The following is a 19,020-nucleotide window of genomic DNA, read 5'->3' on the forward strand; positions in this document are numbered from 1 at the left end:
CGGACCCCCTGCGGCAGCGCTCCGGGAGGGCCCCGGCACCGGCTACGCGAGACCGGCGGCGACCGCCTTCTCCGTGGCGGTACGGACGGCGGCCTCCTGAGCGGGCAGCAACGGGACGCGCGGCGGGCGCACGGGGCCGCCGTAGCGGCCGACGAGGTCCATGGACCGCTTGATGGCCTGCACGAACTCGACCTTGGAGTCCCAGCGCAGCAGCGGGTGCAGTTGCTCGTACAGCACCTTGGCCCGGCCCAGGTCGCCGCCGACGGCCGCGCGGTAGAGCTCGACGGTCGAGGCGGGCAGCGCGTTCGGGTAGCCGGCCACCCAGCCCTTGGCACCCGCGAGGGCGAGCTCCAGCAGGACGTCGTCGGCACCGATCAGCAGGTCGAGTTCCGGGGCGAGTTCGGCGAGCTGGTAGGCGCGGCGGACATCGCCGGAGAACTCCTTGACGGCCTGGATGTACCCCTCGCCGTGCAGGACGGCGAGCAGTTCGGGCACCAGGTCGACCTTGGTGTCGATGGGGTTGTTGTACGCCACGATCGGGACGCCCGCCTTGGCGACCTCGGCGTAGTGGGCGAGGACGGAGCGCTCGTCGGCGCGGTAGGCGTTGGGCGGCAGCAGCATCACCGCCGCGCAGCCGGCGTCGCGCGCCTGCTCGGCCCAGCGGCGGGCCTCGGCGGAGCCGTAGGCGGCGACGCCGGGCATCACACGGTCACCGCCGATGGCGGCCACGGCAGTCGCGACGACCCTGGCCCGCTCCTCGGGGGTGAGGACCTGGTACTCGCCGAGCGAGCCGTTGGGGACGACGCCGTCGCAGCCGTTGTCGACCAGCCAGGAGCAGTGCTCGGCGAACCGGTCGTAGTCGACGCCGAGGTCGTCGTTCAGGGGGAGGGCGGTGGCGACGAGGACACCGTGCCAGGGACGGGGGCGGGGGTCGGTGGTGGTCATCCGGAGGGTCCCATCTCTCAATAGGGTGTGACATTTTACTGGCCGTCAGGGGCCGGGAACAGTGACACGGAGGCGGCGGGCGGCGGCCGACAGACAGCGGGGTTCAGTCCTCCCCCGACTCGCCGGACGATCCGTACTCCCCCGCCCGGGCCAGCACCCCCAGCGGCACCGGTCGGGCGAACGGCCCCCTGGAGGAAGTGAGTTCGCAGCCGGTGAGCCCGGCGACCGCGGGTGCGCACACCCGGCCCTGGCACCAGCCCATCCCGGCCCGGGTCAGCAGTTTCACGGTGCGCAGATCGCCGGCTCCCAGTTCCGCCACGGCCTCGCGGATCGTGCCGCCGGTGACCTCCTCGCAGCGGCACACGACGGTGTCGTCGGTCATCTGCTCGGTCCAGTGCGCGGGCGGCGTGTACACGCTGTCCAGGGCGGCGAAGAAGGCCCGCAGCCGGGTCCGGGTCCGTGCCGCCGCGGCCAGGTCGCGTGGGTGGGGCCGGCCGCCGTGCAGGCGGGCGGCGGCCGAGTGGCCCGCGATGTGCCCCTCGGCGAGGGAGAGGGCGGCGCCGCCGATGCCGGTGGTCTCGCCGGCGGCCCAGACGCCGGGGACGCTGGTGCGCTGCTCGTCGTCGGCGTGGACGTCCGGCCCGTCGAGGTCGCACCCGAGGGTGTCCGCGAGGTCGGTGTGCGGCAGCATGCCGTGGCCGACGACGAGGGTGTCGCAGGGGACGCGGCGTCCGGTGCCGTGCCGTACGCGCCCTTCGGCGTCGAGTGCGGCCACGGTGACCGCCTCCAGCCGGTCGGTACCGTGCGCCTCGACGACGGTGTGCCGGGTGAGGAGCGGGACGCGGTGACGCAGCAACAGGGCCGCGTACCGGGCGCCTTCGGCGACCTTGTCCGGCCGGGCGGCGAGTGCGCGGGACCGTCGTAGGAACGCCTTGGGGTCGGCGGACTCGACGAGCGCGGACACCTCCACGCCGGCCCCGGCGAGGCCGGTCGCGACGGGCAGCAGCAGCGGGCCGGTCCCGGCGACGACCGCGGTGCGGCCGGACACCACGAGGGAGCCCTTGAGCATGGCCTGGGCGCCGCCCGCGGTGACGACACCGGGGAGGGTCCAGCCGGGGAAGGGCAGTACCTTCTCGTAGCCGCCGGTGGCGAGGAGCACGGCGTCGGCGCGCACCTCGACCGGGTCCTCCTGCTCGGGGCCGAGCAGCGCGTGGACGGTGAAACCCCGGTGATGCCGCTCGACGAACCAGACATGATGGTCCGTCAAGTGCTGTACCGTGCCCGCCCGCACCTGGCCGTGGAGGCTGTCCCGCAGTCGCTCCCAGGTGCGCCACCGGTGGTGCAGGGCGCGCGGTCGGGCGGCGCGCAGTGCGGTGGCGGGCTGCCGGTAGAACTGTCCGCCCGCTTCCGCGGCCGCGTCGAGCAGCGTGACGTGTACCCCGCGGGCCGCGGCGGCGACCGTGGCGGCGAGTCCGGCAGGTCCCGCGCCGATCACCGCGAGACGGGGGCGTTCAGTCATCGTGGCCCGTCCCCTCCTGGGTGCTGACGGCGTCGCCCGGCCGCAACGGAACCAGGCAAGCCCGTTGGTTGGGGCGGCCGTTGACGGTCACCAGGCAGTCGAAGCAGACGCCGATCCCGCAGAAGACGCCCCGCGGGCGGCCTGTGCCGCGGGTGCTCCGCCAGGAGGTGACGCCGGCCGCCCAGAGCGCGGCGGCGACCGTGCGGCCGGGCAGGGCCTCGATCTCGCGGCCGTCCAGGGTGGCCGTGAAGGCGGGGCCCGGCCGGGCCCCGGCCCGGTCCAGAGGGGAGTTCACACGGCCTCCTCGGTGAAGCGGTCGGGCCGGAACGGCGTCAGGTCGAGGTCGGGGGCCTGCGCGGTCAGCGCCTGCGCGATCAACCGCCCGGTGCCGGTGGCGAGGCCGATGCCCGCGCCCTCGTGGCCGCAGGCGTGGTGCAGGCCGGGGACGCGGGGGTCGGGGCCGACGGCGGGCAGGTGGTCGGGCAGGTAGGGGCGGAAGCCGAGGTAGGCGCGCAGGGCACGGACGTCGGCGAGGAAGGGGAAGAGCCGGGTCGCGCCGGCGGCCAGGGCGCGGACGACGGGCAGCGAGAACGTCCGGTCGAAGCCGACCCGTTCCCGGCTGGCGCCGATGAGGACCGGTCCGGCGGCCGTGCCCTCGACGACCGGCGAGGTCTGCAGCGCGGCCGAGTCGCTGGCCACGTCGGCCACGTAGTCGGCGGCGTACACCTTGTGCCGGACCAGGCGCGGCAGTGGTTCGGTGACCAGGACGAAGCCGCGGCGCGGCAGGACGGGGAGGAACGCGCCCGCGAGGGCGGCGAGTTCGGCGCCCCAGGTGCCGGCAGCGTTGACGACCGCGGGGGTGTGGACGTCGCCCCGGTCGGTACGGACTCCGCGCACGGCGCCGTCCGGGGTGCGGAGTACGGCGGTGACGGTCCGGCCGGTGAGGAGGCGGGCGCCCGACGCGCGGATCAGGTGGGCGGCGGCGAGGGCGGGCATCACCTGGCAGTCCTGGGGGTAGTGGACGGCGCCCGGCAGGCCCGGGGCGAGGTGGGGTTCGAGGTCGTACAGCGCGTCGCCGCCGACCGGTTCGGCGATCACTCCGGCGGCCCGCTGGGTCGCGGCGAACCGCTCCAGCGTGTCGAGTCCGCCGGGCGAGGAGGCCACGACGACACCGCCCTTGGCCTCGTACTCGACGAACGTCCCGAACTCCTCGGCGAGTTCGGCCCAGAGGCGGCCGGAGAGCAGGGCGAGGTCCAGCTCCGGTCCGGGTTCCTTGTCGGAGACGAGGAGGTTGCCCTCGCCGCCGCCGGTGGTGCCGCCTGCCACCGGACCGCGGTCGACGACGATGACGTCGAGACCGGCCCGGGCCGCGTACAAGGCGCAGGCCGCGCCGACCATTCCGGCTCCGACGACCACGACGTCGCAGGTCAGTCGCTCGCTCACGGCAGTACTATGTCACATGCCGCTGTTTGCGGGAATGCTCTGGAAGACGGTCACGCGATGCGGGCGGGCGGGGTCCGGGCATGATGACAAGGCGCCGTCGGCGACCTGAACGCCGACGGTGCCTGTCAGACCTCGGGGACGGGCACCACGCTGAGGTGGCTCGCCGTGCGGCGGGGGCGCGGCGTCCGTCGGGACACCGGCGCCGGCCGGCGGACGGGGCGCAGGACCAGCGTCAGGCGGGTGTACCCCAGGTCCGCCAGGGATCTGGGCGTCTCGTCGACGATCCGGCACTCGGTGGTACCCCAGCGCGGGTCGGGGTGGATCAGGGGGCGGACCGCGCCGTCCTGCTCGACGGCCCGCTGGCCGACCGCGCGGATCCAGTGCGGCAGGCCCTGACGGTAGGCGGCTTCCATGATCGGGTCCTGGGCGATGTCCCGGCGGATCGACTGGAGGCCGTGGTCGTGGCCGTGGAGTTCCACGGCGGCGGCGAAGTGCGCCAGCATGGGCAGGCACCAGCGCGACTCGTGTTCACCGAGGACGCTGCCCGCGTCCGGGTGGAAGAGGACGAACCTCAGGAAGTTGTCGTCCGGCATCGCGGTCGGATGGGGTCCCACCGCACCGAAAAGTGACGCGAAACCGGCGTTGGCCAGGACGACGTCCCAGCGGTGGTCGAGGACGACGGACGGAAAGGGGACGGCGTCCAGAAGGGTGGCGTAGTCCTGGAGGTACGCCTGGGCCTCAAGACTCTCGGGGACGGGCCGCGGTACCGACCGCTGCCCACCTGCCTGAAATGCCATCGGGAGGTCACCCCTCTTGCCTATGCGGCCTTCTCGCGGCGTTGTTGATCCTGCTGCCCCGACGCAAGTCGTGTCAACTATCGTGGCATTCCGTACTTGTTGACGGCTGAAATTGGCCACAGTTGTGGCGAGACCTGGATGTCAGTTCGAACAACCGGCTACTCTCCGGGGTGTTCACGGCAACCGCCCGTGAGAAGCCAGTGAGAAACGTAGGAGATCTGTCGGTGTCGGAAGGCTTCGAGGGTCCGGGCGACGTGGCGTCGACTGTGCTGCCGGCCGTCGTCGTCCGCGTCACCGCGCTCGCGGACCGGCTCGGCGTACCGCACGCGGAGGTCTTCGACACCGGCCGCCTCTCGGTCGCCTCCGGAGTGACCGAACCCGTGGTCAAGGCCCTGCTGAGCGGCCGTCCGGCGGGCGAGCCCGATGTGCAGGCCCGGTTCCTGCAACGCCTGGACCTGCTGCGCCGCACCCGGCTCAAGCCGAACGGACGCAAGTACACCCAGCAGGAGATCGCCGACGGCGCCGGCATGTCCCGGCAGCAGGCGGGGGCCCTCATCAACGGCGACCGGCGCCCCACCATGGAGCACTGCGACGCCATCCAGCGCTTCTTCCGGGTGCACGCCGGCTTCCTCACGGCCGAGGACCCCGAGGCGCTGGCGGGCACACTGCAGCGCACCGAGCAGGAGCTCCTGCAGAAACTCGCCGACCGGGAGCGGGAGGCGGCCGCGGCCGCCGACGATCCGCTGGAGCGGCTGCTGCAGGACCACGGCGTCCGCGGGATCGCCTGGCGGGCCGCGCAGCTGCCCACCGACCAGCACCGCGACAAGGTGGCGGAGTGGCTCGACATGCTCTTGGAGAGCGTCAAGCGGCCCGAGTCGTGAGGCGGGGGAGAACTGTGGGCATCGGTAAGGAAATGCGCCGCCTGTGCGGCGAGCTGGTCGCGGAGCTGACCCTCCCGGCACCGGCACCGCCCGCGGATCTCTACGGCGCCCTGTGCGACGGGATGAGCAGGCGCCGCGGTCGCCCGGTCCATTTCCGTACGTCCGCCTTCCCGCCCGGCACCGCCAGCGGGCTGTGGCTCGACATGGCCGACCAGGACCTCGTGGTGATCGAGGAACGCACGGCGCCCGACCACCAGTTGGTGATCCTGGGCCACGAGCTGTGGCACATGAAGGCCGGGCACTGCAGCCACCACGTCGAGGGCGCGGCGGTCGCGGCCCGTTTACTGTGCGACGACGCGGACCTGCGGGCGACCGTCCTGAAGGTCGCCGCCCGCAGCCGTTTCGAGCAGGCCGACGAGCGCGAGGCCGAACGCTTCGGTCTGCTCCTCGCCAGCAAGTGCCGTACCTGGCTCGCCGGTTCCTCCTCTCGGGGCCCGGTGCAGCGCGATCACCTGGCGGGCCGGATCGAGGCGTCCCTCGGATACCGCGGACCGAACAGCTGAGCAGCCGGGCACGGCCTATGTCGCGCTGCGTTCGCTCGCCTCGCGCAGGTCGCGTTTCCGTGCGCGGCTGCGGGCCGTCTCGGGCCGTGAGGCGGCCGTCCCGGGGCCTCCCTCGCGCAGGAGTCCGCGCCAGTGTTCGCGGCTCCAGTGAGCCGGTTCCGTACCGGCGGTGAAGTCCTCGACGAGGGAGACGAAACGGATCGGGTCGCTGTGGAACGGGAAGTGGCCGGCGCCCTCGAAGATCTCCAGACGGCTGCCCGGCATCGCCTCGTGCGCCCCGTACGCGTGCCGTACGGGCACCACGCTGTCCCGGTCGCCCCACAGCAGCATGGTGGGCATGCCCTCGGTGAGATAGCAGCGGTCGAGCATCGTCACGACCTGGCCGCGCCAGTCGACGACCGCGCGCAGCGTGCGGATGAAGGCGTTGCGGGAGGTCTCGTCGGGCAGTGCGTCCACCAGGGTGAGCAACTCGGGTGCGTCCTGGCCGAGATCGGTGTCCAGGAGCTTCATCAGGTGTACGGCGAGGCCCACTTGGAGCCGCATGCCCGGCAGGCGGAGGCTCGACAGCACGAGGTGCGCGCCGGGCAGGGACACCAGCCGCAGGACGGGGTTCACCTCGCGGCCCACACCGCCCGCGCTGACCAGGATGAGCCGTTCGGTGCGCTCGGGGAACTGGTAGGCGAACTGCATCGCCACGCCGCCGCCGAGGGAGTGTCCGACGAGGGTCGCGGACTCGATGCCGAGCGTGGTGAGCAGATCGCGCACCCCGTTGGCGTACGCGGCCACCGAGTAGTCGGCGCGCGGCTTGTCGGAGTCGCCGTGGCCGAGCAGGTCGGGGGCGATCACCGTGTGGGTGCGGGCGAGGTCGGGGATCAGTTCGGCCCAGGTCGCGGAGGAGTCCCCGATGCCGTGGATGAGCACCAGGGCCGGTCCCTCGCCGGCCATCCGGAAGGCACGGCGGTACCCGTGCACGACCCGGTACCGCATCGTGAGTTCTCCGTCGCCCACCGAGCGCAGCCGTACGGTGCGCGCGGGGTGCCGTCGCGGGGCGTCGACCACGCGCTCGCCTCCCGTTCCCATGGCCGCGACCCGGCGGCCGAAAGCCCTTCCCTCAAGCGTAGGGGCGCATTCCTCCAGGGGATTTCGGTGAGGTTTCGCCTCCGCTAAGCGGGCGAACCGGCGGGCGAGGGGACCGGATTGTCAGTGGCGGGCGGCAAGCTGGAAGTGCGCCGCCGTCCGGGGGCGCGACCGATGACCGACCGACGACGACATGGGGAGAGCCGCCCGATGCCCACCGCCGTACTGACCGACCGCGAGCGCATCGCCGTCCAGGCGTATCTGAGGCTGCTGCACACCGTGCGAGCGGCCTTCGACGTGGCGCCCGGCCCGCCGGAGACCGCCCGGCCACCCGTGATGGTCCCGCCCTCGGTGCTCGCCGAGGCGGAACAGGCCCTCGCCCGAGCGGGACTGGCGGGCAACGAGGAGGCGTTCTTCCGCCTGCTGCACACCTGGTGCCCGCCGGACGCGTAGGCCGGATCGGTCCGGGCGCGGCCGGAAATGGGCGCGCGCGGCCCCCGTGGACCGTCGGACCGTCAGCTGTGGGGCACGGCGACCGCCGTGGCCACCAGCCCCCGCCGGGCGGTCCAGCGGCCCTCGAAGTGGGTGAGCCGCCGCCCGCCCACCGACGGGCCGGGCACGAGGAGTTCGGCGCGGAAGGTGCCGCTCGGGTGCTCCCCGGGAGTGACGGCGAGTTCGATGTCGGCCTCGCCGAAGTCCAGCCACAGGCCGGTGAGCGGGAACCACGCCTTGTAGACGGACTCCTTGGCGCTGAACAGGAGCCGGTCCCAGTGGGCGCCCGGGTGGTCCTGGGCGAGGCGGAGCAGCCGGTCGCGTTCGCCGGGCAGCGACACCGAGCCAAGGACGCCGTCCGGGAGCGGGCCGTCGGGTTCGGCGTCGATGCCGAGCGAGGCCAGGTCGGTGGCGCGGACCAGGGCGGCGGCGCAGTAGCCGTCGCAGTGGGTCATGCTGCCGGTCAGGCCGGCCGGCCAGGTCGGCGCGCCGCGCTCCCCGGGCAGCACGGGCTGCGGCGGCACCCCGAGCTTGTCCATGGCCCGGCGGGCACAGCCGCGTACGGCGGCGAACTCCCGGCGCCGCTTGGGCACCGCCTTCGCCACCACGGCCTCCTCCTCGGGGTACAGCCGCGCGTCGCCGGTCGCGTCGTGGCCGTACGCCTCGACGGCCACCACGGTGGCCGGCAGCAGTTCCTCGATCACCGGGCGCCGGCCTCCTTCGGTGCGATCCGGCGCAGTCGCCCCGGCGGGTCCTTCCGGGTACGCCACTCGCGGGGGTATCCCACCGACACCTCCTCGAAGCGGACGCCCTCGTGCCAGGTGGTCCGCGGGATGTGGAGGTGGCCGTAGACCATGGTCTCGACGCGGAACCTGCGGTGCCAGTCGGCGGTGCGGTCGGTGCCGCACCACATGGCGAACTCGGGGTGCCACAGGATGTCGGTGGGGTGGCGGTCCAGCGGGTAGTGGTTGACGAGGACCGTGGGCAGGTCGTCGGGGAGCGCGGCGAGTCTGCGTTCGGTCTCGGCGACCCGGGCCCGGCACCAGGCCTCGCGGGACGGGTAGGGGTCGGGGTGCAGCAGCATCTCGTCGGTGCAGACGATGCCCGTGCCGTGCGCGTACTCCAGCCCCTGCTCCTTGGTCGTGCAGCCGGCGGGCAGGAACGAGTAGTCGTAGAGCAGGAACAGCGGGGCGACGACGAGCGGGCCGCCGGGGCCGTCCCACACCGGGTAGGGGTCCTCGGGTGTCGTCACGCCGATGTTCCGGCACATGTCGACCAGGTGGTCGTAGCGGGCGGTGCCGCGCAGGGTGACGGGGTCCTTCGGATGGGTCCACAGTTCGTGGTTGCCGGGCGCCCAGATGACCTCGCGGAAGCGGCCGGCGAGGGTCTTGAGGGCCCAGCGGATGTCGGACACGCTCTCCGAGACGTCGCCGGCCACCAGGAGCCAGTCCTCGTCCGTCCCGGGGCGCATCCGCTCGACCAGCGCGCGGTTCTCCGCGTACCCGATGTGCAGGTCGCTGACGGCCAGCAGCTGTGGTCCGGCATCGCCGACCGTCGACGTCACTTTTCCGCCCCCTCCGCGCGCCCGATGAAGACCACGAGAACACAGTCGCCCGGTCGAGGACAAGGGCGGACCGCGTCGGTCGATCCTCGTCGCGGAACCCCGTGCCGCACCCCCTCCGGACCCCCTGTCAGGCCCCCCGCAGGCCTCCCACCTCGGACGGGAGCATGATCGGGAATTCCGTAACACGCGCGTTGCACGCGGCACCCCTTCAAAGCCGTATGATCGCCCCAACACCACCGCTCACGAACGTCCCTTCGCACGGGGCGGTTTGGTGTTCCTCCATTTTCCCTGCCCGGGCACGGGCTAGCTCTGCCCTGCCCGCAAACCGTGAAAGGCGGCCTGCATGGTCTCTCGCGTACGCGTCTGGCTCAACCGCACGTACGCGGAGAACGTGTTCTTCATGGATCAGCTGCGGCGAAATCCCAGCGACCGCGCCGTCGGGATCCATGCGACGCACGGCGACGCGGACTCTCCCGTACTGGCGGCCGCCGACACCGCCGACCTGGAGCCGGAGGGTCTGTCCCCGGCCGCCTATGTCGAGTACGCGCTCGACCAGTGCGTGCGGCGCGGCATCGACGTCTTCGTGCCCCGCCTGCACCAGTCGGCGATCGTGGCGCACCGCGCCGAGTTCGAGGCGGCCGGCACCGCCCTGCTCGCGCCGCCGCCGGAGGCCGTGGCCGTCTTCCACGACAAGGTGATCGCCTACGAGGCGGTCCAGGCGATCGGCGCTCCGGTGCCGCCGTGGTGGCGGGTCCGGAACGCGGACGAACTCGTGGCCGCCGTCGAGGAGTTGGAGGCGGCCGGTCACAAGGCGTGCTTCAAGCCGGCGTCCGGTGCGGGCGGGGTGGGTTTCCGCGTGATCACGCGGACCCCCTTCTCCCTCATGCACCTGAACGGATTCCCCAGCCCGTACGTCCCGTTGGACCTGGTGCTGGAGGCCCTGAAGCAGGCCGACGAGAACTCCGACGAGCCGGTCGACTGGCTGGTCATGCCGAGGCTGGAGCAGCCGGAGGTGTCGGTGGACTGCCTCACCGGCCCCGACAACCGGATCCGTCTCGCCGTGGGCCGCACGAAGAACGGCCGCCGTCGCGGCTTCACCCTGAACGAGCAGTGGCTGGAGCCGGCCCGGCGGATCGCGGAGGGCTTCGGACTGCACTACCTGTCCAACATCCAGTTCCGGATGTTCGGCGACACGCCCGTCCTCATGGACGTCAACACCCGCCCGGCCGGCGGACTCCACCAGCTGTCACTGTGCGGCATCAACGCCCCTTGGGCAGCTGTGCAGTTGGCGCTGGGCGAGGACCCGGGAGTGATCGAGCCGCCGTTCCTGGGCCAGGACTACACCGTGGTGTCGGGCCCGCGTCAGCTGCGGCCGGTGTCCCTCCCGCACCAGCGCGCGGAGGTGCCGGACCCGCTGCCGGCGGCCCCCGCACCGGCGCCGCAGCCGGTCGAGCAGGTCACCGCGGAGTCCGACGTCACGGCTTCCGCGTCCGCCTCGGCCATCGCACCGGCCTGACCTCCGACCCGGGCCCCCGCGAGCAGCGGTCCCAGTCGACCCGATAGCCCCACGCCTTCGCCAACTCGGCGAGGCAGGGCGGCAGTTCGGCGACGGGACCGGCCTCGCGGGCGGCCCGGACGCGGCCCGACCCGAGAGTGGCCGACCCGTCGCCGAGCTGGGGGCGGAAGGCGCCGCGGTCCTTGCCGCCGTAGTCGAGCATGCCGCTCTCCCACGGCACACCGAGCTGGTCGCACAGGCCGCGGGGCGCCTTCTCCGGTTCCGCGGTGAGGCTCTCGTACGTCACGACGTGGGCGTCGACGCTCTGCCGCGCCTCCTCCAGCCGTTCGGCGTAGACGCGGCCGGGTCACCGCCGGCGGGAAACCCGCGGTGACCCGGCCGCTCGCCGCATTCCCGATTCTTGACGGGAACGGGCCTCGGGCCCTGAGGGGTAAGGCCCTGACTCCTTGACGGAATCCGGCCTCAGAAGCGGCCCGAGCCGCGGTACAGCTCCACTTCCCCGTCCAGTTCGACCGCGAGGACCGTGGCGTGCGGGTCGAGGTCGGCGGCGGCGGGCGGGTCGATCCACAGCACGCCGACGGCCTCGTGCAGCCCGCCGACCACCCGGTGGGCGAGTTCGGTGCCGGAGCCGAGGACGGTCACCCGGCGGACCGGTGTGACCAGGCCGCGCACCCCGATCTCGGCACGCGGGATGTCGTACAGCGTGAGGTAGAGGGTGCGGCCGTCCGCGGAGAGGGTGCTGGGTCCGTAGTGGTGCCCGGCCGGCAGTCCGCGCCGGGTGCCGTAGACCGCCTCGGCGTGCTTGCGGATCCACTCCCCCAGGCCTTCGAGGCGCTCGACCTGCGGCTCGGGGATGGTCCCGTCCTCCTTCGGCCCGACGTCGAGGAGGAGGTTGCCGCCCCCGCCGATGGTCTCGGTGAAGTAGCGGATCAGCTGGGTGAGGGACTTGTGGTTGTGGTCCTGGTGCTGGTAACCCCAGGAGTCGTTGATCGTCAGGCACAACTCCCAGGGCCCCTCGGGGGGTTCGATGGGTGCGCCCTGCTCGGGGGTGGCGTAGTCGCCCTCGCTGAGCATGCGGGCGTTGAAGACGACGTCGGGTGAGTGCGAGCGGATGAGCGCGGCCAGTTCCTTGATGCGCCACTGCTCCTCGCTGCGGTCCCACTCGCCGTCGAACCACATCAGGTCGGGCCGGTAGCGGGAGGCGAGTTCGCGGATCTGGCCGTCGCGGTAGGCGAGGAACCGCTCCCAGGCCACCAGGTCCTCGTCCTCGGCCGCGCACTCGGAGTAGCGGTTGTCCTCCAGCTCCGGCGGGCGGCCCGGCTTGCGGGTGGTGGCGTAGTCGGGGTGGTTCCAGTCGGAGTGCGAGTAGTAGAAGCCGACCTTGAGGCCCTTCTCGCGCAGGGCCTCCGCGTACCCGGTCAGGTAGTCGCGGCCGAGGCCGAGGTCGCCGTACTCGGTGTCCCAGAGGGCCACGCCGTCGTGGTGACGGCTCGTCAGCACGGCGTACCCGGCGCCCGCGCGGGCGAACAGGTCGGCCCACGCCCGGGGGTCGTACCGGGCGCCCGTGAAGCGGTCGAGCTGGGACATGTACCGGTCGTGCGGCACGATGTCGTCGTAGAACGACCAGGACTCCTGGACGCCGTCCACGGCGTAGATCCCCCAGTGGACGAAGATCCCCAACTTGGCGTCGGTGAACCAGGGCTGCATGGGCATGGCTGAACTCCTCGACAGGACACGGGACTTCGGTCGTCTCGGACACTTCCGAACGGAGAGGGGGCGGGCGCGGGAGGTGCGCCCGCCCCCTCGGGGCCGATCCCTACCGGCCGGTGGTGCCGCGGCGCAGACGGAGCGTCAGCACCTGGAAGGGGCGCAGCGAGAGAGCGACCACGCCGGCGCCGTCGATCTCCGCCCTCTCGTCCGGCAGGGGCCGCTCCAGCAGGTCGGTGATCTGGGCGCCGGCGAGCGGGAACCCGGTGCGCAGTACGCCGCGGGCGCGGCCGCCGCGCGACTCGTAGAGGCGGACCACCACGTCGCCGGACTCGTCGTCGGCGAGCTTGACGGCCTCGACGGTCACGCCGTCGCCGTCCACGGACACGACCGGCTCCGGAGCGCCGGCCGCCTCCGCGAGGCGCAGCGGCAGGTTGAGGGCGTACCCCTCGGCGACGGCGTCGCCGATCGTGGCGCCCGGGAGCAGGGAGTAGGTGAACCGGTGCTTGCCCTGGTCGGCCTCGGGGTCCGGGATCCGCGGGGCGCGGACCAGGCTGAGCGCGACCGTGGTCGTCGTGCCGCCGTCCTCACGGACCGTGCGGGTGACGTCGTGGCCGTACGTCGAGTCGTTGAGGACCGCGACGCCGTAGCCGGGTTCGCCGATGTGCACCCATCGGTGGCCGCAGACCTCGAAGCGGGCAGCCTCCCAGCTGGTGTTGGTGTGCGTGGGCCGCTGGACGTGGCCGAACTGGATCTCCGCGGAGGAGTGCGCCGCCCGGACGTCCACCGGGAAGCCCGCCTTGAGGATCTTCTCGGTCTCGTGCCAGTCGATCTCGGTCTCGAAGTCGATCCGGGGGCTGTCGGCGCGGACCGTGATGGTCTGGGTGAGCGTGGAGCCCTTGCCGAAGGACCGCGTGACGCGGACCGCGCCGAGCAGCGGGTCCTGCGAGACGACCTCGACGGAGTCCGCGGTCAGCAGGTCCGTGAAGCGGTTCCTGTAGTGCTTGTCGATGTCCCAGGCGTCCCAGTAGTTCGGGAGGTCGGTGTGCAGCCGGAGCAGGTTGCCCGGGGCGGCGAGGACCTCGCGGTCGGCCCGGAGGTCGCGCACGGAGGTCAGTGTGCCGTCCTGCGTCAGCTCCACCCGGACCAGGCCGTTGTCGAGGACCAGCCCGTCGACCTTCACCGGCTGTGTGGGCCCGGCGCCGGTCAGCGGCGCGCTGCCGTTCGCGGGCACCTCCACGTAGGCCGGCGCGCCGTCCCGGGTGTGGACGACCTCCGCGCGGTCGTACGGGCTGGTGTTGAACACGCGGGTCCCGGCACCGCCCAGCGCGGCGACCGCCTCCGCCGTCAGCGCCTCCAGCTCCTCGGCGACCCGCGCGTACTCCGCCTCCGCCTCGCGGTGCACCCAGGCGATCGACGAGCCGGGCAGGATGTCGTGGAACTGGTGGAGCAGGACCGTCTTCCACAGCCGGTCGAGCTTCTCGTACGGGTAGGCGTAGCCCGGCGCGTGCAGGGCGGCCGTCGTAGCCCACAACTCGGCCTCGCGGAGCAGGTGTTCGCTGCGGCGGTTGCCCTGCTTGGTGCGGGCCTGGGAGGTGTAGGTGGCGCGGTGCAGCTCCAGGTAGAGCTCGCCGTTCCAGACCGGGGCGTCCGGGTACTCCTCGCGGGCCTTGGCGAAGAAGTCGTCGGGGTGCTCGATGACGACCTTGGGCGAGCCCTCCAGGTCGGCGAGCCGGCGGGCGCGTTCCATGATCTCGCGGGTGGGTCCGCCGCCGCCGTCGCCCCAGCCGAAGGGGGCCAGCGAGCGCGTGCCGCCGCCCTTCTCGCGGTAGTTGCGGACGGCGCGGTCCATCTCCTCGCCGCTGAAGCGGGCGTTGTAGGTGTCGACCGGCGGGAAGTGGGTGAAGATGCGGGTGCCGTCGATGCCCTCCCACCAGAAGGTGTGGTGGGGGAACTTGTTGGTCTGGTTCCAGGAGATCTTCTGGGTGAGGAACCAGTCGTTGCCGGCGAGCTTGGCGAGCTGCGGGTAGGCGGCGGTGTAGCCGAAGGAGTCCGGCAGCCAGACGCCCTTGGTCTCGACGCCGAAGTGCTCGATGAAGAACCGCTTGCCGTGGACCAGTTGGCGGGCGATGGCCTCGCCGCCGGGCAGGTTGCCGTCGGCCTCGACCCACATGCCGCCGACGGGGGCCCACTGGCCCTTCTTGACGGAGTCCTGGATGCGCGCCCACACCTTGGGGTAGTTGTCGCGCACCCACTCGTACTGCTGGGCCTGCGAGCAGGCGAAGATGAAGTCCTCGTACTCGTCGGCCAGGGACGTCACGTTGGAGAAGGTGCGGGACGTCTTGCGCTTGGTCTCGCGGATGGGCCACAGCCAGGCGGAGTCGATGTGGGCGTGGCCGACGCCGGAGATCGTGTGCGCGCTGGCGTGGGCGGGGCTGGCCAGGACGGGGGCGAGGACCGCGCGGACGGCGGCGGCGCTGCCGGGGACGTCGTCCAGGTCGAGCGTGTCCATGGCCCGGTCCAGGGCGTGCGTGATCTCGTGGCGGCGCGGCTCGTGCTCGCCGAGGTGGACCATGAGTTCGCGCAGTACCTGGAGGTCCAGGTCGAGGTGGAAGACCTCCTCGTCCAGGACCGCGAGGTCGGCGCGCCGGAAGGTGTACAGCGGCTTGTCGCCCGCCGTCAGGACGTCGCCCATCAGGGTCGGGGACGAGAAGTCGTCGGCCAGGATGTCGGGGTTGGAGGCCGCCTCGACCAGGTAGTCGATCTGCTCCCCGCCCGTTGCCGGGTTGGCGATCGACACGTACTGGTTGAGCGGGTTGACCGCCTTCAGCGGTGTCCCGTCCGTGAGGTGGACCAGCGCCTCGGCCTGGTTGCCGGGCCAGTCCCCCACGAAGCCGAGGTCGATGACCGCCTCGACGCGCCGCCCCGCCCACTCGGCGGGCACCTCCCCGCGCATCCGGAACCAGGTCGTCCCCCAGGGCGGGCCCCACGGGGTGTCCATCGCGAAGGACGCGTAGGACGCGGCGGCGGCCTCCGCGAAGGAGACCGGCTCCCCCGGCGCCTGCCATGCCTCGACCTCGAAGGGGACGGTCGCCGCGTAGATCGCGGGCTTGATGCGCTGGTTGTGGACGCGCTCGACGCGCTCCTCGATCCGGCGTCGTTCGTCGTGCATCAGATTCTCCAGGTCAGAGGTTGGGAAAGCGCTTACCCAAGGTACGCCAGACCAGGGTGCACGGCCGTGTAGCCCTCCACCAGGCGTCGGGCCACATGGACGGAGTCGACCAGCGGGTGCAGCGCGAACGCCTTCACCGCGGTCGTACGGGAGCCGGACTCGGCGGCGGCCAGCACCTCGCGCTCGACCGCCTTCACCGAGCAGACCAGCCCGGAGGCGTGGTCCGGCAGCGGGGCGACGGAGACCGGGTGGGCGCCGTTGGCGTCGACCAGGCAGGGCACCTCGATGACGGCGTCCGCGTCGAGCACCGAGAGGGTGCCCTGGTTGCGCACATTGAGGATCAGGGTGGTGCGCTCGTCGCGGGCGATGGCCCGCATCAGGGCGAGGGCCACCTTCTCGTAGCCGCCGGACAGGTCGTCCGCGTCGCGCTCGCCGGCGCCCGCCGTCTCGCGGTTCTCGGACATGTAGGTGGCCTCGCGCTCGGCGCGGGTCCGGTCCCAGGCGGTGAGGGCCGCCGCGCCGGGCCGCTTGACCTCCTCGTAGAACCGGGCCTGCTGGTCGGCGAGGAAGGCGCCGCGGGTCTTCTCGACCTGCTGGTAGGCGCGGACGGCCTCCCGGTTGAAGTAGTAGTAGTGCAGGTACTCGTTGGGGATCGCCCCGAGCGACCGCAGCCAGTCCACACCGAAGAGCTTGCCCTCCTCGAAGGAGCCGAGCAGGTCCGAGTCGGCGAGCAGCCGCGGGAGTTCGTCGCGGCCGGCGACATGCAGGCCGCGGACCCAGCCGAGGTGGTTGAGACCGACGTAGTCGATCCAGGCCTCGCGGGGGTTCGCGCCCAGCACGCGGGCGATCCGGCGGCCGAGGCCCACCGGCGAGTCGCAGATGCCGATGACCCGGTTGCCGAGGTGGCGCGACATCGCCTCGGTGACCAGCCCGGCCGGGTTGGTGAAGTTGATGACCCAGGCGTCGGGCGCCAGGCGGGCCACCCGCCGGGCGATGTCGACGGCGACGGGGACCGTCCGCAGGCCGTAGGCGATGCCGCCGGCGCCGACCGTCTCCTGGCCGAGGACGCCCTCGTCCAGGGCCACCCGCTCGTCGGCGGCCCGGCCCTCCAGACCACCGACCCGGATCGCGGAGAAGACGAAGTCGGCGCCGCGCAGGGCCTCGTCGAGATCGGTGGTGGCGGTCACCTCGGGCGCGTCCGGCACCTCGGCGGCCTGTTCGTCCAGCACCCGGGCGACCGCGGACAGCCGGCCGGCGTCCAGGTCGTGCAGGACGACCTCCGTGACCCGCCCCTCGCCGCGGTCCGTCAGCAGCGCCCCGTACACGAGGGGCACCCGGAAGCCGCCGCCGCCCAGAATCGTCAGCTTCACGCTTCGCCCGCCTTCCCTGATGTGCCCGGTTCCCCTGGTTGCCCCGCCAGCAGCACGCCGACGCCTGCCTCCTCGAAGGAGGCCCGCGTCACCGTGTTCAGCGGCGCGTTCGTCACCACCGTGTCCAGTTCCTCGGGGCCGCAGACCTTCGCCATGCCGGTACCGGGGAACTTCGCCGAGTCGGCGAGCAGGACGACCTTGCCACTGGCCTTGATCATGGCCCGTTTCACCGGGACCTCGACGACCGTCGTGTCCATCACCTGCCCACCGGGGCGCACTCCACTGGTGCCGAGGAAGAGCCAGTCGGCGTGCAGCTGGCGCAGGTTGTCCTCGGTGAGGAAGCCGACCAGGGAGCGGTACTCACGGCGGAGCATGCCGCCCAGCAGGACCAGCTCGATGCCCTCGTCGTCGGCGAGCTCCTCGTAGACCACCAGGTTGCTGGTGATCACCGTGAGGCGGCGGCCGTGCAGCTGGCGGGCCAGGCGGTAGGCGGTGGTGCCGATGTCGAGCAGCACCGACTGTCCGTCGGCGACCATGGCGGCGGCGCGTGCCGCTATGGCGTCCTTCTCGGCCACCCGCATCTCGGCGACCTCGGCGAAGGGCTGATCGCCCTCGTCGGCCACGGCGCCGCCGTGCACCCGGGTCAGCAGGCCGTCCTCCTCAAGTTTGACCAGGTCGCGTCTGACCGTGGCGGGGCTCACACCCAGCTGCTCGGAGAGATCGGTCACGGCCGCGGGACCGCCGGAGCGCAGGGCCCGCAGGATGAGTTGATGTCGTCGTTCTGCCAGCACGACGTGAACACTACTCGTCATCTTCAATCATTTCTATGCTCAGTTCTGTTCGGGTATTGATTATTCTCGCGGAGCGGCGCACGATTCCGGTCACCGAAATGAAGAGTTCTGACGAGAGGATGTGCGCGTGGATGACGACCGGCCCCAGGTGCTGCTGACCGGGCTGCTCTTCTACGACCTCGTCCTCACGGGTCTGGGCAGGCCGCCGACACCGGGCGAGGAGATCTGGACGGCCGGCATGGGCTGCGGCCCCGGCGGCATCGCCAACCTGGCCGTGGCGGCCTCCCGCTTCGGTCTGAGCACGTCCCTGGCCACGGTGTTCGGCGACGACTTCTACGGCGCGTACTGCCGGGAGGTCCTGGCCGGGCAGGAGGGCGTCGACCTCGCGCTCTCCCGGGTCGCGGACGGCTGGCACACCCCGGTCACCGTCGCACTCGCGCAAGGTCACGACCGGGCCCTGGTCACCCACGGCCAGGAGCCGCCGTTCTCGCAGGACGTGCTGATGGGCGACCCGCCCGAGGCGCGTACGGCCCTCGTCCACCTGGAGGCCGAACCGCGGGCCTGGCTCGCCAAGGCCGCCGCGAACGGCACGCAGATCTACGCCGACGTCGGCTGGGACCCCACCCAGGAGTGGTCCGCCGACCTCCTGGACCAGCTCGCCCTGTGCCACGCCTTCCTCCCGAACGAGACCGAGGCGATGGCCTACACCCGCACCGACAGCGCGGTCGCGGCCCTCGGCACGCTCTCCGCACTGGTGCCGGTCGCCGTGGTGACCCGCGGCGGCGACGGCGCGGTCGCCGTCGACCAGACGACCGGCGAGTACGCCGACGTCCCGGCCCTGGACATCGATGTCCTGGACGCGACGGGCGCCGGCGACGTCTTCGGCGCGAGCTTCGTCGCGGCCTCCCTCGGCGGCTGGCCGCTGGAGGAACGGCTGCGGTTCGCCGTCCTGGCCGCCGGACTGTCCGTGGGGCACCACGGGGGCGCGCTGGCGGCGCCCGGCTGGTACGGCGTCGACCGCTGGTGGCGCTCCCTGACCGACCCCGAACTCAGGCGGACGTACGGCTTCCTGGCGGAGCGGCTGCCGGAGGATCCCGGCCCGCCCGTCCGGTACGCCCCCGTCACCCCGCCCGCGTACGCACCGGTCCCCCCGTCCGACCCCGCACGGCAGCACTGACTGCCC

18 protein-coding genes are annotated in these 19,020 nt (G+C 72.6%); 5 read left to right on the plus strand and 13 right to left on the minus strand.

Annotated features, from left to right (window positions below; genetic code table 11):
* Nucleotides 1–42: 42 nt before the first annotated feature.
* From ACZ5VD_RS08325 to ACZ5VD_RS08345, 5 genes are all read right to left on the minus strand, one after another.
* Nucleotides 43–945, minus strand: a complete 903-nt coding sequence (locus tag ACZ5VD_RS08325; protein ID WP_468551304.1) for a dihydrodipicolinate synthase family protein — start codon at nucleotides 943–945, stop codon at nucleotides 43–45.
* Between the two features lie 103 nt (nucleotides 946–1,048).
* Entirely contained in the window at nucleotides 1,049–2,464 is a 1,416-nt protein-coding gene (locus ACZ5VD_RS08330) for an FAD-dependent oxidoreductase (RefSeq protein WP_468681507.1), read from the minus strand.
* A complete protein-coding gene (locus tag ACZ5VD_RS08335) occupies nucleotides 2,457–2,759 on the minus strand; it encodes a (2Fe-2S)-binding protein (RefSeq protein ID WP_468681509.1) in 303 nt (100 codons plus the stop codon). The genes ACZ5VD_RS08330 and ACZ5VD_RS08335 overlap by 8 nt, the downstream gene beginning before the upstream one ends.
* Nucleotides 2,756–3,907: an NAD(P)/FAD-dependent oxidoreductase gene (locus ACZ5VD_RS08340; RefSeq protein ID WP_468551301.1), complete on the minus strand. Its 1,152-nt coding sequence runs from the start codon at nucleotides 3,905–3,907 to the stop codon at nucleotides 2,756–2,758. The genes ACZ5VD_RS08335 and ACZ5VD_RS08340 overlap by 4 nt, the downstream gene beginning before the upstream one ends.
* Nucleotides 3,908–4,032: 125 nt before the next feature.
* Nucleotides 4,033–4,704 carry an MmyB family transcriptional regulator gene (locus tag ACZ5VD_RS08345; protein WP_468551300.1) on the minus strand — a complete coding sequence of 224 codons (672 nt, stop codon included), beginning with the start codon at nucleotides 4,702–4,704 and terminating at the stop codon, nucleotides 4,033–4,035.
* 224 nt (nucleotides 4,705–4,928) lie between these two features.
* On the opposite strand from ACZ5VD_RS08345, the gene ACZ5VD_RS08350 reads away from it, so the two are divergent.
* Together ACZ5VD_RS08350 and ACZ5VD_RS08355 are read left to right on the plus strand one after the other, a co-directional pair.
* Nucleotides 4,929–5,585 carry a helix-turn-helix domain-containing protein gene (locus ACZ5VD_RS08350; RefSeq protein WP_468551299.1) on the plus strand — a complete coding sequence of 219 codons (657 nt, stop codon included), beginning with the start codon at nucleotides 4,929–4,931 and terminating at the stop codon, nucleotides 5,583–5,585.
* Between the two features lie 32 nt (nucleotides 5,586–5,617).
* Nucleotides 5,618–6,148 carry a toxin-antitoxin system, toxin component gene (locus ACZ5VD_RS08355; RefSeq protein ID WP_468681686.1) on the plus strand — a complete coding sequence of 177 codons (531 nt, stop codon included), beginning with the start codon at nucleotides 5,618–5,620 and terminating at the stop codon, nucleotides 6,146–6,148.
* Nucleotides 6,149–6,163: 15 nt separating this feature from the next.
* Here ACZ5VD_RS08355 and ACZ5VD_RS08360 read toward each other — a convergent pair whose 3' ends face one another.
* Complete coding sequence (locus ACZ5VD_RS08360) at nucleotides 6,164–7,207, minus strand: alpha/beta fold hydrolase (RefSeq protein ID WP_468681510.1); 1,044 nt, start codon at nucleotides 7,205–7,207, stop codon at nucleotides 6,164–6,166.
* Nucleotides 7,208–7,435: 228 nt separating this feature from the next.
* On the opposite strand from ACZ5VD_RS08360, the gene ACZ5VD_RS08365 reads away from it, so the two are divergent.
* Nucleotides 7,436–7,678, plus strand: coding sequence for a hypothetical protein (locus ACZ5VD_RS08365; RefSeq protein WP_468551298.1), 243 nt, complete (start codon nucleotides 7,436–7,438; stop codon nucleotides 7,676–7,678).
* Nucleotides 7,679–7,740: 62 nt separating this feature from the next.
* On the opposite strand, the gene ACZ5VD_RS08370 is transcribed toward ACZ5VD_RS08365, so the two are convergent.
* Both ACZ5VD_RS08370 and ACZ5VD_RS08375 read right to left on the minus strand, forming a co-directional pair.
* Complete coding sequence (locus tag ACZ5VD_RS08370) at nucleotides 7,741–8,421, minus strand: 4'-phosphopantetheinyl transferase family protein (RefSeq protein ID WP_468551297.1); 681 nt, start codon at nucleotides 8,419–8,421, stop codon at nucleotides 7,741–7,743.
* Nucleotides 8,418–9,281, minus strand: coding sequence for a metallophosphoesterase family protein (locus tag ACZ5VD_RS08375; protein ID WP_468681512.1), 864 nt, complete (start codon nucleotides 9,279–9,281; stop codon nucleotides 8,418–8,420). The genes ACZ5VD_RS08370 and ACZ5VD_RS08375 overlap by 4 nt, the downstream gene beginning before the upstream one ends.
* Before the next feature lie 343 nt (nucleotides 9,282–9,624).
* On the opposite strand from ACZ5VD_RS08375, the gene ACZ5VD_RS08380 reads away from it, so the two are divergent.
* A complete protein-coding gene (locus ACZ5VD_RS08380; protein WP_468681514.1) occupies nucleotides 9,625–10,797 on the plus strand; it encodes an ATP-grasp domain-containing protein in 1,173 nt (390 codons plus the stop codon).
* Here ACZ5VD_RS08380 and ACZ5VD_RS08385 read toward each other — a convergent pair.
* The 5 genes from ACZ5VD_RS08385 to ACZ5VD_RS08405 all read right to left on the minus strand — a co-directional run bounded on the left by ACZ5VD_RS08385 (nucleotide 10,757) and on the right by ACZ5VD_RS08405 (nucleotide 17,837).
* Nucleotides 10,757–11,083 carry a hypothetical protein gene (locus ACZ5VD_RS08385; RefSeq protein ID WP_468681516.1) on the minus strand — a complete coding sequence of 109 codons (327 nt, stop codon included), beginning with the start codon at nucleotides 11,081–11,083 and terminating at the stop codon, nucleotides 10,757–10,759. The genes ACZ5VD_RS08380 and ACZ5VD_RS08385 overlap by 41 nt on opposite strands.
* Before the next feature lie 176 nt (nucleotides 11,084–11,259).
* Nucleotides 11,260–12,510 (minus strand): alpha-L-fucosidase, encoded by a 1,251-nt coding sequence (locus ACZ5VD_RS08390; protein ID WP_468551293.1) that lies wholly within the window; start codon nucleotides 12,508–12,510, stop codon nucleotides 11,260–11,262.
* A 103-nt stretch (nucleotides 12,511–12,613) separates the two neighbouring features.
* A complete protein-coding gene (locus tag ACZ5VD_RS08395) occupies nucleotides 12,614–15,676 on the minus strand; it encodes an alpha-mannosidase (RefSeq protein WP_468681518.1) in 3,063 nt (1,020 codons plus the stop codon).
* Between the two features lie 32 nt (nucleotides 15,677–15,708).
* Nucleotides 15,709–17,046, minus strand: a complete 1,338-nt coding sequence (locus ACZ5VD_RS08400) for a 6-phospho-beta-glucosidase (RefSeq protein WP_468551291.1) — start codon at nucleotides 17,044–17,046, stop codon at nucleotides 15,709–15,711.
* Nucleotides 17,043–17,837, minus strand: coding sequence for a DeoR/GlpR family DNA-binding transcription regulator (locus ACZ5VD_RS08405; RefSeq protein ID WP_468681520.1), 795 nt, complete (start codon nucleotides 17,835–17,837; stop codon nucleotides 17,043–17,045). Before ACZ5VD_RS08405 ends, ACZ5VD_RS08400 begins: the two co-directional genes overlap by 4 nt.
* 127 nt (nucleotides 17,838–17,964) lie before the next feature.
* Here ACZ5VD_RS08405 and ACZ5VD_RS08410 point away from each other — a divergent pair, with 127 nt between their 5' ends.
* On the plus strand, nucleotides 17,965–19,014 hold the full coding sequence (locus ACZ5VD_RS08410; protein WP_468681522.1) for a carbohydrate kinase family protein: 1,050 nt from the start codon (nucleotides 17,965–17,967) through the stop codon (nucleotides 19,012–19,014).
* The last annotated feature ends 6 nt before the right edge of the window (nucleotides 19,015–19,020 follow it).

The sequence above is a fragment of the Streptomyces sp. NPDC032822 genome (genome assembly GCF_055578825.1).